Here is a 16,740-nt window from a genome sequence, read left to right on the forward strand (position 1 = left end):
GCCCCACCCCGAGGTACGGGGGGTGGGAAGCGAGGGGCCCTTCGTCAGGCCGGCGGCGGCGGCAGCGCGTTGAGCTTCCGGCTGGAGATGACCTCGTCCACGATGCCGTAGGCCTTGGCCTGCTCGGCGGTCATGATCTTGTCGCGCTCGATGTCCAGGCGGACCTGCTCCTGGGGCTGGCCGGTGTGCCGGGCCAGCATCATCTCCAGCAGCACGCGCATGCGCTCGATCTCGTTGGCGTGGATCTCCAGGTCGGAGACCTGACCACCGGACTCACCCGAGGGCTGGTGGATCAGCACCCGCGAGTACGGCAGCGCCAGGCGCTTGCCCGGCGTCCCGGCCGCGAGCAGGACAGCGGCCGCGGAGGCCGCCTGGCCCATGCAGACGGTCTGGATGTCGGGCCGGACGAACATCATCGTGTCGTAGATCGCCGTCAGCGCGGTGAACGAGCCACCGGGCGAGTTGATGTACATGGTGATGTCACGGTCGGGGTCGTTGGACTCCAGCGTGATCAGCTGGGCCATGACGTCGTTGGCGGACGCGTCGTCGACCTGCACCCCGAGGAAGATGATGCGCTCCTCGAAGAGCTTGTTGTAGGGGTTGGACTCCTTCATGCCGTAGCTCGTGCGCTCCACGAAGGAGGGCAGGATGTAGCGGCTGGAAGGCATCTGGAAGTCGCTCATCGTCACTTCTCCGGTCCGTCGGTGACCGGGTTGTCGGTCGAGGTCATGCTGTCCGCGCGGGTGACCACGTGGTCGACGAATCCGTACTCCAGCGCCTCCTGGGCGGTGAACCAGCGGTCGCGGTCGGAGTCCTTCTCGATCTGCTCCACGGTCTGGCCGGTGAACTGCGCCTGGAGCTCGTTGAGCTGCTTCTTGGTGTTCTTGAACAGCTGCGCCTGGATCGCGATGTCGGAGGCGGTGCCGCCGACGCCGGCCGAGGGCTGGTGCATGAGGATCCGGGCGTGCGGCAGCGCGTAACGCTTGCCGGGGGTGCCCGCGGTGAGCAGGAACTGCCCCATCGAGGCGGCGAGGCCCATCGTGTAGGTGGCGACGTCGCAGTCGATGAACTGCATCGTGTCGAAGATGGCCATGCCGGCCGTGACCGAGCCACCGGGCGAGTTGATGTACAGGTGGATGTCGCGCTTGGGGTCCTCGGCGGACAGCAGCAGCATCTGGGCGGCGAGCTGGTTGGCGATGACGTCGTCGACCTGGCTGCCCAGGAAGATGATGCGCTCGCGCAGCAGGCGCTCGTAGACGGAGTCGTTGAGGTTCATCATGCCGCCGCCGCCACGCATCAGCGGGGAGCTCGGGGTGATGAGATCAGGGGTGCTCACGGGTGTGGTGACCTCCGTAGGACTGCTGGGCAGTCGGTCTCGTGGAACGGGTGGGTCGGTGGTGCGGACCTGCTGCCGCCGACGCCTCCGCCGGCGCTCCGGCGGGGGCCTCTCGGTGTCACGACGACCCTAACGCGCGCACCGACGACACCACTCCCGTACCGGGCGGTGTTCGCCGTGGGCGCAGCAGCGCCCCCGGCCGGCCGGTCCCGGACACGACGACGCCGCCTGCCCCCGGGGTGCGGGGACAGGCGGCGTCGGGTGCTGCGAGGGGCTGATCAGGCCTTGGCGTCGGCCTCGGGAGCGTCGGCCTCGGGAGCGTGTCGTCGACCACCAGCCTCGACCTCGATGGTCTCGGCGGCGTCGTCCTCGACGGCCGGTGCGGCTGCGCGGGTGGTGGTCCCGCGCAGCGCCTCGAGGTCGACGGTGGCGCCGGAGGCGTCGGTGATCGTGGTCTGCTCCAGCAGCTGGGCCAGCGCCTTGGTGCGGCGCACGTCGGCGACGAAGTCGGCGATGTTGTTGCCCTGCTGCAGCTGCTGCGCGTACTGCTCCGGGCTCATCCGGTTGCGCTGGGCCTGGGCCATGATCTGCGCCGAGAGGTCGTCGTTGTCGACGGTGACCTCGCGGGCGTCGGCGATGGCGTCGAGCAGGAACTGCGTGCGGACGGCGTTCTCGATGTTGCTGCGCATCTCCGCGTCGTAGTCCTCGCGGTTCTGCCCACCGGTCATCTCCAGGTAGGTGTCCCAGTCCATGCCGGCCTGCTTGAGCTCGCGCTCCATGGCCTCGTTGCGCCAGGCGAGCTCGCGCTCGACCATGCCCTCGGGCAGCGCGACGTCGGTGGAGGCGAGCAGGTGCTCGACCAGCTTGTCGCGGGCCTGGGCGCCCTGCTGCAGGACCTTGCCGCGGGACAGCCGGCTGCGGACGTCGGCGCGCAGCTCCTCGAGGGTGTCGAACTCGCTCGCGGTGGACGCGAAGTCGTCGTCGAGCTCGGGGAGGTCCTTGACCTTGACCGAGCGGACGGTGACCTCGACGTCGGCGGACTCGCCGGCGTGCTCGCCGTTCAGCAGCTCGGTGGAGAAGGTCGCCGACTCGTCGACGGACAGGCCGCGGACGGCGTCGTCCAGACCGGCCATCAGCTGGCCGGAGCCGACCTCGTAGGACATGCCGCTGGTGGTGCCGTCCTCCAGCACCTCGCCGTCCAGCGAGGCCGCGAGGTCGATGGAGACGAAGTCGCCGTCCTGGGCGGCCCGCTCGACGCCGGTGAGCATGGCGAAGCGCTCGCGCATCACGCCGATCTGCTCGTCGATGTCGGAGTCGCTCACCTCGACGTCGTCGACGGTCACGGCCAGGTCGTCCAGCGGGGGCACCTCGACGGTCGGGGCGACGTCGACCTCGGCGGTGAAGGCGAGGATGTCGCCGTCGTCCAGCCGGGTGACCTCGACCTCGGGCTGGCCCAGCACGCGCACCTGGTTCTCCCGGACGACCTCGGAGTAGACCTCGGGGACGGCGTGCTGCACGACCTGCTCGAGGACGACAGGACGGCCCACGCGCTGGTCGATGATGCGGTTGGGCACCTTGCCGGGCCGGAAGCCGGGGACCTTGACCTGCCGACCGAGCTCCTTGTAGACCTCGCCGAAGGCATGGTCCAGGTCGCCCCACGGCACCTCGATGGCGAGCCGGACCCGGGTCGGGCCCAGGTTCTCGATGGTGCTCTTCACAGCGCAGTGCTCCTCAGGTGCGAGATCAGGTGGACACGGACGTCGTGCCAGGCGCCGTCCGCTCGTGCCCGCGAGTGTTCCAGACCTCGCGGCAGTGTCGGGGTGGCGGGATTCGAACCCACGGCCCCCCGCTCCCAAAGCGGGTGCGCTACCAAGCTGCGCTACACCCCGTGGCCTGGCAGGAGTCTAGGCCGACGGCCCGGGGGCACCGGGGCTCGGGCGCGGGATAAGCTGCCCGGGCACCTCGGTGCGCGCCTCGCGGGTGTAGCTCAATGGTAGAGCCCCAGCCTTCCAAGCTGGCCATGCCGGTTCGATCCCGGTCACCCGCTCCACTCCCGACCTGCGTCTGCGCGGCTCACCTCCCGACTCGACCGAACTGTGCGGCGGGCCGATAGAAACCCCTGCTGCACCTGGAGCCCTGCCCCGACCACGGCGGGTGGCACGACGGAGGTCCACGGAGCCACTGCCGTCGTCAGCGCGCCAGAGCCGGCTCAGCGGGGGCGACCGGACGTGGGGCCGGCCGGCGCGCCACCGCCACGAGCACGGACGCCCCGGCCGCGCAGGTCAGCAGGCCGGAGACCGCCTCCCACCACGGCCGGGCGTCCCAGGGACCGATCGCGTAGGTGGAGAAGGCGACGAGTGGTGTCGCCAGGAGCAGCAGGACCGCTGCCGCGCGCGTTGCCCGGCCGCCAGCGGACACCGCGAGGTGCCCGAACAGGACCGGCGGTGCGAGGAGCCAGAGCCAGCTGCCGACGCCCGGGACCAGGGGGCCGACCACCGCGCCGTCCAGACCGGAGCGCAGCGTCGCAAGTCCGACGTCGACCGTGATCGCCGCGGTCGCGAGGAGGAGGCCGGTGACGACCGGCCCCGGCTTCCGCCCGGTCAGGGCCCACGGCAGGAGGAGGACGGCGACGGCCAGGACGAGCAGCGACGCACCCGCCAGCTGTGCTGCCTCCCCGGCGGGCGCCCAGGGCTCGGTGGGTGGGAGGAAGTCGTACAGGTGGTCCATCCGCGTCGCGCAGGCCGGGGTCTCGTGGTCTCCAGCCCACGGGCACGCACCGGCCCAGCGCTGCCAGGAGGCTGCGAACAGCAGGCCTCCGGACGTCATCAGCGTCCCCGCCACCCACACCCGGAGAACCCTCAGCACCATGGCCCCCTCTCGGCACCTGGATGGCGCCTCAGCGAGCAGCATGGCAGCCCGGACCACACCGCGGGGCCGTCCCGGTGGCCAGGTGCTCCCCCGGGGTCGCCGGCTCGCGACGGGCGGGCCGGCAGCCGGTCGAGTCCCGGCACCCCGCGACCAGGGACTACGAGCTGGTGGTGGGTCGAGGGGTGTCACCGGCCTCACGGCGGACGACGTGCAGCGGGAGCGACCGCCTAGCCGACTCGCGCTCGCGGTGCTCGGTCAGGCGGGCGAGGTAGTCCGGCGCCATCATCGACTCCGTCCAGTCGTAGCCGTTGTCCAGCTCGAGCTGGACCTCCTCGACACCGGCCAGTCCGAGCAGCCGGGCCCGGGCCTCCGCCGCGAACGGCCCGATCATGAAGCAGCCCGGCTCGGTGACGCCCACGGTCAGCGCCACCCGCTGCCTGCCGGGGGGGCCCGACACGTGCACCGCGCGGATCAGCCCCATGTCGCACAGTCCCGCCGGGACGCCCGCGGTGACGCTGCACGGGTCCACGATCTCGTTGAGGACCGTCCGCACCTCCGCCTCGCCGATCACGGCGCGGCCGCCGCGTCGAGCAGGCCACCCCAGGGCTCGGCGAGGTCGCCGGTGTCGAACTCGTCACCGGCGATCCGTGCCCGCACGACGTCCTCGTCCATGCCGTGCATGCGCAGGAAGTTGCGCCCGAGGACGTCGATCTTGATCTCCCGGGTCAGCTCCGGGTAGCCGTGGCCCTCGACCAGGTCCCGGGGCATCTCGAAGTCCCAGAACGCCTCGATCACCGGACGTGGGTGGACGGCGTTGCAGCCGGTCGCCCAGATCAGCCGGTCGGCGCCGCCCCGCTCGAGGAAGGCGCCGATGGCCTCGGCGAAGCGCCGCGGCGCGTAGCGCAGCATGTTCGTGGTCGCCTCGAGGTTGATCATGATGTTCGGGAACGCCTCGATCTGGACGGCGGTCTCCTCGACGAAGGCCATCCCACCGTGCACCACCTCGAAGGTGAGCTGCGGGAACGCCACCGCAGCGGCCTCGACGTCGGCCGAGCGCAGCGCCTCGACCGGCCCGGGGCCGACCGGCAGTGCCTTGTGGATCGCGACCACCGTCAACCCACGCTCCACGGCCCGCTGGAACACCGGGAAGCAGACCTCGGGGTCACCCATGTCCAGTCCGGTGACCCGGCCCTCGACGAGGTCGATGGGGTAGAGCTTCAGGGCCGTCACCTCGTGCTCGTCGACGAGCTCGTCGACCCGGTCGACCGCCCCGGGCCGCAGCGGTGACACGGCTCCGTAGGTCAGCACCCGGTTGGGCCAGAGCCGGCGCATCTCCTCGCCCACCCACAGGGCGGACCCGCCGTCGAAGAACTGCCCGTAGATGGGCGTCTCGTGATAGCAGATGATGTCGGTCTGGCTCTCGGCCAGCAGGGCGCGACCGATCCGCTCCGGACCGGCGCCGTTCATGTACGTCTCCCGGTCGAGGGTGTACGCCGGCCCGCCGGTCCTGCGGTGCAGGGCGTACAGCGTCTCGCCGATCAACGGCCCCACGTGCGGGTCGACGAAGTTGTCCGGGCTGAAGTTGTACTGGTGGGCCACGCCCTCGATGACCAGTACGTCGTCGTCGATCACGATGAGTGCTCCTTCTCCGACTGCGACGGCAGGACGATGGGGGCGGCGGTCGCCCGGGAGGGTCCGCCGGCGCGGGCGCCGGCTCCCACGGGCTCGGTCGGCTCGGCCGGCCCGCCCGGGTCGGAGGCGCCGAGGTAGCTCGCCTCCAGGAGCTCGGGATGCTCGCGGAGCACCGCGGCGGGACCGGCATGGGTCTGCTCACCGTGGTTGAGCACCACGACCGAGTCGGCGATGCCGAGCGCGAGCCGGACGTGCTGCTCCACCAGGACGACGCCGCACCGCTCCTCGTCGGCGTAGCGGCGCAGCACGGGCAGCAGCTTCTCCACGATGATCGGCGCCAGCCCGAGGCTGAGCTCGTCGACGAGGAGCACCTTCGGCTTCATCACCAGCGCCCCGGCCAGGGCGACCATCTGCTGCTCACCGCCGGACAGCACCCCGGCGAGCCGCTTGGCCAGCGGCGCGAGAGCCGGGAAGTAGTCGTACGCCGGGTCGACCGACTGCTTGCGGACCCGGCTGCGCAGGGCGAGGTTCTCGGCCACCGTGAGCTTGGGGAACAGGCCCCGCTGCTCGGGGACGTGGACCAGGCCGAGCCGCACCAGCTTGTGGGTCGAGCGCTTGACGACCGATTCCCCGTACAGGTTCACGTCGCCGGCCATCACCGGCAGCAGCCCCGTCATGGCCAGCAGGGTCGAGGTCTTCCCGGCCCCGTTCGGGCCCAGCAGGCCGACCACCTCGCCGGCGCGCACCGTGAGCGACAGGTCGCGCACCACCCGGGCGTCGCCGTACCCCGTCGCCATGCCCGTGGTCTGCAGCAGCACCTCGCCCCGCTCGCCAGCCCGTTCCTCACCCATGGTGGGCCACCGCCTCCGGCTCGTGGGTCTCCCCGAGATAGGCCCGCAGCACGGCGGGGTCACGGCGGACGTCCTGCGGCGCTCCGGTCGCCACCGTCCTGCCGAAGTCGAGCACGTGCAGCTCGTCGCACGTACCCAGCACCATGTCCATGTCGTGGTCGATCAGCAGGATCCCCGTGCCGCCGTCCGCGATCGAGCGCAGGCTCCTGCCCAGCGCTGCGCTCTCGCGGGAGTCCAGACCGGCCGCGGGCTCGTCCATGCAGATCACCCGGGGCCCGGCCACCAGCGCGCGGGCCACCCCCACCAGCTTGCGCCCGCCGAGGGAGAGCTCGGCCGGGAGCAGGTGCCGGGTGTCCGCGATCCCGAGCAGCTCCAGCGCCCGCTCGATCTCGCCGTCCACGTCGTGCTCGACGTGGCGGGTGCGGACGATCCGGAGGTTCTCCTCGACGGTCAGGTCGGCGAAGAGCTCGACGGTCTGCCAGGTGCGGCTCAGCCCGGCCAGCGCCCGCTGGTGGACCCGGGCCCGGGTCACGTCGACCCCGTCGAGCTCGACCGTGCCGGTGCACCGGGTCAGGCCGGTGATCGCGTCGACGAGCGAGGACTTGCCGGCCCCGTTCGGCCCGATCACCCCCAGCACCTCGCCTTCCCGGACCACGATGTCGACGTCGTCGACCGCCACCACCCCGCCGTAGCGGACCGTGATGCCCCGGGCGTCGAGCGCGCTCACCGGCCGGCCCCCACCGTGGTCGGCGCGACCACGTCCGCGGCGGCGAGGACGGGTGCCGGGCTGGGTGTGCTGCCCCGCGCGAGGCCCCGCACCAGGCCGGTCACCCGGTGGCGCGCCCGGGTGAGGACGACCGCGGCGCCGTCGGGGTTGCCGAGCACGGACAGCACCAGGGCGAGCCCTGCCAGCAACTGGTAGTAGGTCGTCGGGACGCCGAACGCCGTGGTCAGGAGCTGGAACATGACGGCGTCCGCCGTCAGCAGACCCCCCATGATCGCGCCGCCCACGCTGCCGATGCCGCCGATGTAGGCCGTGGCCAGCACCCCGACCGCCTGCAGCGTCCCGACCGTGGAGAGGGAGACGACGCCCGCGCTGTAGCCGAGCATCACCCCGGCGACGCCGGCGATGGCCGCGGCGATGGCGAAGCCGACCAGCTTGGTCCGCACCACGTCCAGCCCGGCCGCGGCGGCGGCCCGCTCGTTGTTGCGGATGGCCAGCATCCGCAGCCCCAGGGGGCTGCGGCGCAGCCACACCACGGCGGAGGCGACCAGCGCCACCACCAGCAGGCACAGCAGACCGAAGACCGGGCTGGGCTGCCGTCCGTCGCCGAGCGGGAAGGAGCCGGCCGGCCCCAGGTCGAGCGATCCCAGCGTCGGTGGCGGCACCGCGGCCGGGGTGAGCCCGCCGCCGACGAGCGGGTTGTTGAAGACCACCTGCTCGAGTGCGACCGCTGCGGCCAGCGTGATGATCGCGAAGTTGACGTCGCGCACCCGCAGCGCCGGGAGTCCGGCGAGCACCCCCACCAGGCAGGCGCCGGCGATCGCGACCAGCGGGCCGATCGGGAAGGGCACACCCCAGCCGGCCGTCAGCCCGGACAGCAGGAAGGCCGCCACGCCGGCCAGCGCGCTCTGCACCAGGGACACCTGGCCGAGGAAGCCGGTCGCGACCACCAGCGAGAGGCAGGCCACGGTGCCGATGAGGGACAGGATCAGCGCCTGGCGCCACTCCGGCGGGGCGAAGACGACGCCGACCAGCGCGATGGTGCCGAGCACCAGCCCGGTGGCGACCGGGTGCTGGGGACGCGGGGCGGCCGGGAGCCGCATGACCGTGCCGAGGCGGGCCGGGATCCGGTCACCACGCCAGAGCATCACCGCGAAGATCAGCACGAACGGCAGCCCCGCGGCGAGCCCCGGGATCGCGCGCCCGTCGACCGTCGGGTACCAGTCGAGGGTGGAGAAGTAGGTGATCAGCGACTGGGCCATCCCGATCCCGAACGCCGCCAGGGTGGTGATCCAGAAGGAGCTGAAACCACCGAGCAGCGCGGCGCTGAGCGCCGGCACCACGAGGAAGGTCAGGCCGTCGGGGACGAGCTGGGTGATGGGGCTGAACAGGATCCCGAGCAGCCCGGCCACGAACGCGGACAGCATCCAGTTGTAGAGGGCCAGCCGCGAGGTGGCGATCCCGCTCAGGGCCGCCGCGCGCTCGTTCTGCTCCGCGGCCCGCGTCGCGATCCCGAAGTGGGTGAAGCGGTACAGCGCCCACAGCAGCGCCGTCATGAGGACTGCGATGCCCGCCAGGACGAGGCGGTCGACCGGCACGGCCGCGCCGAGCAGCTGGATCGAGGTGGAGGTGCTCTCCGGGAGGACGCTGGGCGCCGTGCGGGCCTGCGAGGAGTACCGGAGGACGACGATCGCCTGCAGGAGCAGCATCACGCCCACCGAGGCGATGGCCCGGGCCAGCGGGGTCGCGTTGCGCAGCGGCCGGAACACCAGGAAGTGCAGCAGCACCCCCATCAAGACCGAGACGGCCAGGGCCACGACCAGGGCCGACGCCGGGGTGAGCCCGCTCGGTGCGACGTGGACGAAGTCGGGCACCAGCGGCAGCGGGGGGATCAGCACGGTGCCGTCCTCCCGCAGCCCGGAGTAGGTGTAGGCGGACACCATCGCCATCGCCCCGGCGCTGAAGTTCACCACCCCCGATGAGCGGTAGGTGATCACGATGCTCAGCCCGATGCCCGCGAGCATCGTCCCCGTCCCGAGACCGAGGATCAGGAACACCAGCGTGTTCGTCATGAGTGGCGCCTTTCCGGTGGGGGTCGGAGCTCAGTCGTTGATGCTGATCCACTCGCCGCCGGCGAGGTCGGTCCACTCACCGTCGCCCTCGTACTTGATCAGCCGTGCGCTGGAGGTGCAGATCGTCGGGTAGTCGGGCAGGGCCCCGCACTTGATGTCGGGGGCGCCGAGGAAGGCCTGGCCGGTGAACGAGGCGAGGGCGGTGTTGATCGCGTCGCTGGTCAGGCCGTCGTAGCCGATCGTGTTCATGACCTTGACCAGGTCCAGGATCGACCCGAAGGTGATGCCGGCGAACCCGGCCAGGTTGGTGCCCGCGGGGGCCTTCTCGGCCATGACACTGCGGTACAGGTTGATCTGCGGGTCGGCGCCGTCGACGTAGGGGTTGGCGGTGGACGACCCGAACGACCACTCGGGGAAGTCACCGAGCTGTTCCTTGACCGACGGGTCCAGGCACAGGCTGACGGAGATGATCGGGGCCTGGATCGCCAGCTGCCTCTGGGCCTGGGCCATCTGGAGGCAGGCCGGCCCCGAGGAGAAGAAGCTGATCGCATCGGCGCTCGCGGCACCGGCGGCGGTCAGCGGCCCGGTCAGGTCGCCACCGCCGGCGGGGAAACCGACATCGGTGACGTCGACGCCGCGCGCCTTGAGCCCCGCGGTGCCCAGCACCGCGGCGCCGGAGCCACCGGGGTCGTCGGAGTGCACCACCGAGACGGTGGTGCCCTTCAGGTCGTCGGCGACGTAGGCGGCGATCGCGCCGACGACCCCCGGCGCACCCGGCGTGTAGAAGTAGGTGTTCTTCGCCGTGTAGTCGGCCGGCGCGGTCGGGTTGCCGCCGAGGATGGGCTTGGCGCCGTTGATGGTGTTGTAGAGCGAGGCGTTGCCCACGACCATGGCGCCGGTCTGGATGACCTTGATGTCGTCGTCGTTGAGCATCTGCTGCGCGCAGGCCTGGGCCTGCGCCTCGGAGCTGACCGAGCACATGACCAGCTCGAGGGGGTGGCCGTCGACGCCGCCCAGCTTCTCGTTGACGTAGGCGGTGACCGCCGTGGCGGCGGCCGTGGCCTCGGGGAACGACGGGACGCCGGAGTCCTGGTTGATGAAGCCGACCTTCACCGGGGTGGCGGACGGGTCGGCGGCCCCGGCCGTCCCACCGACGAAGGAGAGGGCCGTCTCGTCGGTGACCGGCGCGATGTCCCCCGACCCGGCTGCTGGTGAGGACGCCGAGCTGGTGTCCCCGGCCGCGGTGGTGGCGGTGCACGACGTGGACGCGGCTGCCAGGGCCAGGCCCACGACCGCGAACGCGGTGCGGCGGGAGCCCGTCGAGGAGGTGGAACGCATGGGGAACCCCTAGGTCAGGAAGTCGGACGCGGCCGGTGCCGCCGGACTAGCCGCATCGACGACGACCTCGTCCTGGTCGGGATGTGGCCCTCGTCACGCGTCGTGGTCACCCTGGAGGCGGCGTGCGGTCGCTGTCGACGGCTCTGCCATTGAGTGGCTCGCCGCGTTCCCGTCGCTGGTCAGTGCGCGGTGAGCCGCTCCCTGCCCGCACCCGGCGCGCCGATGCCCCGGGACACGGCGCGAGCGGCTGCGCGCACCGCGGGCTCGACCATCCGGAACGAGGCCCCCCCGGCCGGGACGACGATGGAGAGCGCGGCCACCACCCGGTCGCCCTCGCCTCGCAGGGCGGCGGCGACCGACACGACCGGGGCGGGGAACTCGCGGGCGAGGACGGCCACCCCGGTGTGCCGGATCCGCTGGAGGCTCTGCCGCAGCCGGGCCGGGTCGGGCGCCGGGGCCGTCGGCGTGACGCCCACCTCGCCCGCGCAGACCCGGGCCTGCAGCTCGGACGAGGCGTGGGCCAGCAGCACCAGACCCACCCCGGTGCAGTGCAGCGGCAACCGCTCCCCGACCTGATAGGCCACGGTGACCGCCCGGCTGGAGGACCGGCGCTCGACGAGCAGCGCGTCGTCGCCGTCCAGGACGGCGAGCAGCACGTGGTGCCGGGTCGCCTCGTAGAGGTCCTCCATGAACGGCCTGGCGACCTCGCGGAGCCCGACGGCCCGCGGCGCCAGCGAGGCGATCTCCCACAGCCGCAGTCCCACGACGTACTCACCGGCGGCCGTGCGCTCCAGGGCGCCCCAGGCGACCAGCCGCTCCGCCTGCCGGCGGGCCGTGCTCAGCGGCAGGCCGGCGCGGCGGCCGAGCTCGGAGAGGGTCAGGCGGCGGTGGTCGGGGTCGAAGGCGCCCAGCAGTCCCAGCGCGCGGTCGATGACCGGCTCGCCGACCGGCGGCCGCTTGCCACGGACCGCGGGTGCAGGTGTGTCCACCGTCTCATCGTTCCACGCACCACCGCGGGACTGCCGCCCAATGGCAACCGGGTTGGCGGCTCCCCGGGGCAGGCCGATGCTCGGCTCAGGCCGCTCACGCACTGGACACGAACGGAGGCGCTTCGCTCATGAGCCGCACGACCACCCGGGCCGGGCTCACCTACGCGACGCGCCCGGGCTCCCGTCCGCTCCAGCTCGACCTGCACCTGCCGCCGGAGGGGGCGCACCCGGCGCCCTTCGTGGTCTTCGCCCACGGTGGCGGGTGGTCCACCGGCTCGCGGGACGTCGTGGGCCCCGGCTTCGCCGACTGGTCCCCGTCGCCGTTCGACCGGCTCGCCGCGGCCGGGATCGCCGTGGCGACGGTCGACTACCGGCTCAGCGGCGAGTCGACCTGGCCGGCCCCGCTCGAGGACGTCGTGGCGGCCCTGCGCTGGTTGCGGGGCAACAGCACCCGCCTCGGTCTCGACGCCGACCGGGTGGCTCTGTGGGGCGAGTCGGCCGGCGGTCACCTGGCCGCGATGGCCGGGCTCCTGGGACACGACCCCGACCGGGGCGCCGGCAGGGTGCGGGCGGTCGTCGACTGGTACGGCCCGGCGGACCTGCTCGGCCTCTCCGGCCAGCTGGGGCCCGGTGCTCCGCACGACCCGGACGCCGCCGACTCCCGCGAGTCGATGCTGCTCGGAGCTCCGCTCCGCACGGTGCCGGAGCTGGCCGCGGATGCCAGCCCCGTCCACCACGTCACCGCCGGAGCACCACCGTTCCTCCTGGTGCACGGGCGGGCGGACCGCCTGGTGCCCGCCCGGCAGAGCGAGCTCCTCGCCGCTGCGCTGGCCGACCACGGCGTCCCCGTCCGGCTGGAGGTCCTGGACGGCGCGGACCACCTGTGGACGGGCTCCGAGGACGCACCGGCAGTCGCCTTCGACCTCACCACGAGCTTCCTGCTCGAGCACCTGACCTGATCCCGCTCGACCAGCTGACGTGCTCCGCGCACCACCCCTGCGCCGTACCCGGGCGCCGATCGGCACCACCCCTGCCCCTGCTCTGCCGACCGCCGGCCGCACTCCGAGGAGAACCGTGACGACATCCCCAGGCAGCCGCCGGCCGTCAGCGCCCGTGCCCCCGGCGCGGGTGCCGGTGCTCGTCGTCGGCGGTGGTCCGAGCGGTCTGGCGGCGGCCATCGAACTCGGTGGCCGCGGCATCGAGTGCCTGGTGGTCGAGCCCCGCGCGGACCTCGACCACCTCCGCCCCCGGGCGAAGACGACGAGCGTCCGCACCATGGAGCACCTGCGGCGCTGGGGACTCGCCGACCGCCTCAGGTCGGTCGCTCCGCTCCCCGTCCGGCACGCCCAGGACGTCGTGTTCTGCACCAGCCTGCTCGGACGGGAGATCGAGCGGTTCAGCGAGGCCTTCGGCCTGACACCGGACCCGCGTGAGACGTACGCCGAGTCGGGCCAGCAGGTGCCGCAGCCGGTCGTGGAGCAGCTGCTCCGCGACGCGGCGACGGCGCTGCCCACCGTCTCGCTGCTCCTCGGCTGGCGGGTGGAGCAGCTCGCCGACGGCCAGGACGCAGTGGCCGCCGTGCTCGTGGCTCCCGACGGCACCCGTCACCGGGTCACCGCGGACTTCGCCCTCGGCTGCGACGGCGGCGGTGGGGTGAGTCGCGAGGCGATCGGTGCCACGTACTCCGGCTCCTCGGGCAGCCTGCCCAACCTCAGCGTGCTCTTCCGGGCGCCGGTGCTGGACACCGAGCGGTTGTGCGCCGTCGGGGTGCACTACTGGGTGATCGGCGACCGGGTCGGCGGGCTCATGGGCCGCCTGGACCTCGACGGCACCTGGTGGGCGATCGTCCAGGGCGTCGACCTCGGCGCGCCGCTCGACGCCACGGCGCTGGTGCAGGCGCTCGTCGGCAGCGCGATCGACCTGGACGTCCTCGCCACCGACCCCTGGTCCGCCCGGATGCTGCTGGCCGACCGGTACCGCGGTGCGCGCACGTTCCTGGTCGGGGACGCCGCACACCTGAACCCGCCCTGGGGCGGGCACGGCTTCAACACCTGCGTCGGCGACGCCGTCAACATCGGCTGGAAGCTCGCCGCCGTCCTCCAGGGCTGGGCCGGTCCCGCGCTGCTGGACAGCTATGCGGAGGAGCGCCGCCCGGTGGCCGAGCGGACCATCGAGGCGGCGGCCGACCAGGACGCCTTCCCTGCCGGGCGGTTCGCCGGGCGGGACCTCGACGACGAGGGGCCGAGGGGTGAGGCGCTGAGGGCCGAGGTGGCCCAGGCCCTGCAGGTCAAGGACGGGGAGTTCCACAGCCTCGGCCTGGTCCTCGGCTACGACTACCCGACGTCCTCGGCCGTCGTGCCGGACGGCCGGCCGATCCCGCGGCCCGACCTGACCTCCTACACGCCGTCCGGTCACCCCGGCGCCCGGCTGCCGCACGCCTGGCTCGAGGAGGGCGTGTCCGTCTTCGACCTCCTGGGTCCGTGGTTCTCGCTGCTGCGCCTCGACGACTCCGTGGACGTCGAGCCGTGGACGAGCTGTGCCGCCGAGCACGGCATCCCGCTGACGGTCGTGGAGCTGGGTCACCTGCCCCACCTCCGGGAGCGGTACGACGCCGGGCTGGTGCTGGTACGGCCCGACCAGCACATCGCCTGGCGCGGCGGACCCGGGGAACAGGGCGACCCCGGGACGGCGCTCCGCACCGGTGCCGGCCTCCGCGCCGCGTCGACCGTGGGGAGCTGAGATGACCCGGATCGTGGGCATGGTCCGGGCCGCGGGCGGCGTCGAGGTCGCGGCCCTGTCCCCGGACGGCGCGTCGGTCGCACCGATCGCGTCCCTCGAGGAGTTCTGGGCCGAGCCGCACGGCCTGCTCGCCGCCCGGCCGGCCGGCGGCGACGCCCTGCCGGTGTCCGACGTGCGGCTCGTGCCACCGGTCCTGCCGGACGCACGGGTCATCTGCATCGGGCTCAACTACCGCGCGCACGTGGCCGAGGGGTCCTACGCCGACCAGGAGTTCCCCGAGCACCCGACCCTGTTCGCCCGGTGGACCCGGTCGCTGACCGTCGGCGACACCCCGGTGCCGGTGCCCGTCGACGAGGCCGGGCTCGACTGGGAGGGCGAGGTGATGGCCTACGTCGGTGCGCCGCTGGTCGACGCCGACCCCGAGTCGGCCCTGACCGCGGTGCTGGGCTACTCGACGTTCAACGACCTGACCGCGCGGCGGGCGCAGAAGCTCACGTCCCAGTGGACCCTGGGCAAGAACGCCGACCACTCCGGCCCGCTGGGCCCGCTGGTGCCGGCCGACGAGGTCGGTGACCTGCGCGACGGCCTCCGGATCAGCACCCGGGTCAACGGCGAGACCGTGCAGCAGGCCAGCACGGCGCAGATCGTCCACGACGTCGGCCGGACGCTCGCGCTGGTCTCGCGGACGCTCACGCTCCGGCCCGGCGACCTGCTCGCCACGGGGACGCCGGCCGGGGTCGGTTACGCCCGCACCCCCCCGTGGCTGCTGCAGCCCGGCGACGTCGTCGAGGTCGAGGTCGAGCGGCTCGGTGTGCTCCGCACCCCGGTGGTCGGCGCCGGCCACCGGCACCGCACGCGCTGACCCACCCACCCGCCCGACCCAGGGAGACCCGTGTCCAGCTCCGAGTTCCGCCAGCACCTCTTCCCGTACGACCACCCCCGGCTGGCGGGCGTGCGCGGGATGGACGCCCACACCTATCGCCGAGCGGCCCGCGAGGACGCGTTCACCGGCGGCCTGATCGCGGGGTGGACACCGCTCTACCTCAACGAGTTCCGGGGCATCACCGAGGACGGCCACCTGCAGGAGGGGCGCCACCCGCTCACCGTCCCGCGGCCCGGCGAGGAGGCACCCGTCGCGGCCATGGTGGCTGCGGCGACGTCCTTCCTCGGCACGCTCGCCCCCGGTGACCGCGCCCGGGTGCAGTACGACGTGGACGCCGTGGAGTGGCAGACCTGGGCCAACCCGGAGTTCATGCAGTTCGACACCGGCCTGCGGCTCGACTCGCAGCCCGCGGAGGTCCGGGAGGCCGCGCTGGCCCTGGTGGCGGCCTCGCTCAGCCCCGAGGGGACCGCGCTGGTGCGCGCGATGATGCGGATCAACGGTTTCCTCGGTGAGGTCGTCGGCCTGGAGACCATCCTCAACGAGTTCAGCTACCACGTCGCGGTCTACGGCCGTCCGCACCTCTCCGCCCCGTGGGGGTGGCAGCTCTTCGGCCACCACTGCGCCGTCAACTGCCTGGTCGTGGGGGGGAGGATGGTCGTCAGTCCGCTGTTCCTGGGCGCCGAGCCCGACGCGATCGACGTCGGGCCGCACGCCGGCCCGCCGGCGTTCGCGGCCCACATCGACCTCTCGCTGCGGCTGATGGCGCAGCTGTCGCCGGCGCAGCGCGCGCAGGCGGTCGTCTTCGCCCAGATGGTCGATCCGGCGATGCCGCCCGGGCGGGTGCACCCCGGCGACGAACGCCACCTGGGTGGCGCGTTCCAGGACAACCGGGTGATCCCGTTCGAGGGCATCCCGGTCGCCGACCTGTCGGCCGGTGCCCGCGACCTGGTCCTCGAGCTGGTGGAACAGTTCGTGCTCCCCCTCCCGGCGGGCCCGCGCGCTGCGCGGATGCGCGAGGTGGCCTCCGCCCTCGACGAGACCTGGCTCAGCTGGATCGGGGGGCACGAGCCCGGCGACGTCTTCTACGTCCGGGTCCAGTCACCGGTGGTGATGGTCGAGCTCGACCACCACTGCGGGGTCTTCCTGGACTACGACACCCCCCGGCCGTTCCACGTGCACACCGTGGTGCGGACGCCGCACGGCAACGACTACGGCCGGTCCTGGGTGCGGCAGTGGCAGGCGGGTGCCGGCCGGGTGCCGGCGGACCCGGACCACCGCTGACCGGGCCGCGAGGCCGCGACCCGCCGC

The 16,740-nt window shown here is 73.0% G+C and carries 15 protein-coding genes and 2 tRNA genes; 5 read left to right on the forward strand and 12 right to left on the reverse strand.

Translation table 11 applies throughout. The annotated features are described in order from the left end of the window. Nucleotides 1-44: 44 nt before the first annotated feature. The 4 genes from G1H19_RS06780 to G1H19_RS06795 all read right to left on the reverse strand — a co-directional run bounded on the left by G1H19_RS06780 (nt 45) and on the right by G1H19_RS06795 (nt 3,225). Nucleotides 45-683: an ATP-dependent Clp protease proteolytic subunit gene (locus tag G1H19_RS06780; RefSeq protein WP_152728409.1), complete on the reverse strand. Its 639-nt coding sequence runs from the start codon at nt 681-683 to the stop codon at nt 45-47. A 2-nt stretch (nt 684-685) separates the two neighbouring features. After that, nucleotides 686-1,336: an ATP-dependent Clp protease proteolytic subunit gene (locus G1H19_RS06785; RefSeq protein WP_456071368.1), complete on the reverse strand. Its 651-nt coding sequence runs from the start codon at nt 1,334-1,336 to the stop codon at nt 686-688. Nucleotides 1,337-1,614: 278 nt separating this feature from the next. Beyond that, nucleotides 1,615-3,054, reverse strand: a complete 1,440-nt coding sequence (gene tig, locus G1H19_RS06790; protein ID WP_163638792.1) for a trigger factor — start codon at nt 3,052-3,054, stop codon at nt 1,615-1,617. A gap of 97 nt (nt 3,055-3,151) precedes the next feature. Then, nucleotides 3,152-3,225 (reverse strand) — tRNA-Pro (locus G1H19_RS06795). Nucleotides 3,226-3,312: 87 nt separating this feature from the next. On the opposite strand from G1H19_RS06795, the gene G1H19_RS06800 reads away from it, so the two are divergent. Then, a tRNA-Gly gene (locus tag G1H19_RS06800) sits at nt 3,313-3,386 on the forward strand. Between the two features lie 140 nt (nt 3,387-3,526). Here the strand turns inward: G1H19_RS06800 and G1H19_RS06805 are convergent. The 8 genes from G1H19_RS06805 to G1H19_RS06840 all read right to left on the reverse strand — a co-directional run bounded on the left by G1H19_RS06805 (nt 3,527) and on the right by G1H19_RS06840 (nt 11,810). Beyond that, complete coding sequence (locus tag G1H19_RS06805; RefSeq protein ID WP_152728408.1) at nt 3,527-4,162, reverse strand: hypothetical protein; 636 nt, start codon at nt 4,160-4,162, stop codon at nt 3,527-3,529. Nucleotides 4,163-4,361: 199 nt separating this feature from the next. Further along, entirely contained in the window at nt 4,362-4,775 is a 414-nt protein-coding gene (locus tag G1H19_RS06810; RefSeq protein WP_162392648.1) for a metal-sulfur cluster assembly factor, read from the reverse strand. Then, nucleotides 4,772-5,836, reverse strand: a complete 1,065-nt coding sequence (locus G1H19_RS06815) for an amidohydrolase family protein (RefSeq protein ID WP_202925844.1) — start codon at nt 5,834-5,836, stop codon at nt 4,772-4,774. The genes G1H19_RS06810 and G1H19_RS06815 overlap by 4 nt, the downstream gene beginning before the upstream one ends. Continuing rightward, a complete protein-coding gene (locus G1H19_RS06820) occupies nt 5,833-6,687 on the reverse strand; it encodes an ABC transporter ATP-binding protein (protein ID WP_202925845.1) in 855 nt (284 codons plus the stop codon). Before G1H19_RS06820 ends, G1H19_RS06815 begins: the two co-directional genes overlap by 4 nt. Continuing rightward, entirely contained in the window at nt 6,680-7,414 is a 735-nt protein-coding gene (locus G1H19_RS06825) for an ABC transporter ATP-binding protein (RefSeq protein WP_162392649.1), read from the reverse strand. Before G1H19_RS06825 ends, G1H19_RS06820 begins: the two co-directional genes overlap by 8 nt. Beyond that, nucleotides 7,411-9,483, reverse strand: a complete 2,073-nt coding sequence (locus G1H19_RS06830) for an ABC transporter permease (protein ID WP_152728403.1) — start codon at nt 9,481-9,483, stop codon at nt 7,411-7,413. Before G1H19_RS06830 ends, G1H19_RS06825 begins: the two co-directional genes overlap by 4 nt. Nucleotides 9,484-9,513: 30 nt before the next feature. Next, a complete protein-coding gene (locus G1H19_RS06835; RefSeq protein ID WP_152728402.1) occupies nt 9,514-10,821 on the reverse strand; it encodes an ABC transporter substrate-binding protein in 1,308 nt (435 codons plus the stop codon). Between the two features lie 179 nt (nt 10,822-11,000). Beyond that, on the reverse strand, nt 11,001-11,810 hold the full coding sequence (locus G1H19_RS06840; RefSeq protein ID WP_162392650.1) for an IclR family transcriptional regulator: 810 nt from the start codon (nt 11,808-11,810) through the stop codon (nt 11,001-11,003). A 128-nt stretch (nt 11,811-11,938) separates the two neighbouring features. Here G1H19_RS06840 and G1H19_RS06845 point away from each other — a divergent pair, with 128 nt between their 5' ends. From G1H19_RS06845 to G1H19_RS06860, 4 genes are all read left to right on the forward strand, one after another. Next, a complete protein-coding gene (locus tag G1H19_RS06845) occupies nt 11,939-12,769 on the forward strand; it encodes an alpha/beta hydrolase (protein ID WP_152728400.1) in 831 nt (276 codons plus the stop codon). 115 nt (nt 12,770-12,884) lie between these two features. Further along, on the forward strand, nt 12,885-14,549 hold the full coding sequence (locus tag G1H19_RS06850) for an FAD-dependent monooxygenase (RefSeq protein WP_235928032.1): 1,665 nt from the start codon (nt 12,885-12,887) through the stop codon (nt 14,547-14,549). Between the two features lies 1 nt (nt 14,550). After that, nucleotides 14,551-15,411 carry a fumarylacetoacetate hydrolase family protein gene (locus tag G1H19_RS06855; RefSeq protein ID WP_152728398.1) on the forward strand — a complete coding sequence of 287 codons (861 nt, stop codon included), beginning with the start codon at nt 14,551-14,553 and terminating at the stop codon, nt 15,409-15,411. A 30-nt stretch (nt 15,412-15,441) separates the two neighbouring features. Beyond that, complete coding sequence (locus G1H19_RS06860; RefSeq protein ID WP_235928033.1) at nt 15,442-16,713, forward strand: DUF3500 domain-containing protein; 1,272 nt, start codon at nt 15,442-15,444, stop codon at nt 16,711-16,713. Nucleotides 16,714-16,740: the final 27 nt, after the last annotated feature.

The sequence above is a fragment of the Goekera deserti genome, from assembly GCF_010685995.1.
In the GTDB taxonomy this organism is placed as follows: Bacteria; Actinomycetota; Actinomycetes; order Mycobacteriales; family Geodermatophilaceae; genus Goekera; species Goekera deserti.

Coding starts and splice junctions, on each gene's coding strand:
- G1H19_RS06780 (WP_152728409.1), bottom strand. CDS start 683: ATGAGCGACTTCCAGATGCCTTCCAGCCGCTACATCCTGCCCTCCTTC.
- G1H19_RS06805 (WP_152728408.1), bottom strand. CDS start 4,162: ATGACGTCCGGAGGCCTGCTGTTCGCAGCCTCCTGGCAGCGCTGGGCC.
- G1H19_RS06820 (WP_202925845.1), bottom strand. CDS start 6,687: ATGGGTGAGGAACGGGCTGGCGAGCGGGGCGAGGTGCTGCTGCAGACC.
- G1H19_RS06830 (WP_152728403.1), bottom strand. CDS start 9,483: ATGACGAACACGCTGGTGTTCCTGATCCTCGGTCTCGGGACGGGGACG.
- G1H19_RS06835 (WP_152728402.1), bottom strand. CDS start 10,821: ATGCGTTCCACCTCCTCGACGGGCTCCCGCCGCACCGCGTTCGCGGTC.
- G1H19_RS06845 (WP_152728400.1), top strand. CDS start 11,939: ATGAGCCGCACGACCACCCGGGCCGGGCTCACCTACGCGACGCGCCCG.
- G1H19_RS06855 (WP_152728398.1), top strand. CDS start 14,551: ATGACCCGGATCGTGGGCATGGTCCGGGCCGCGGGCGGCGTCGAGGTC.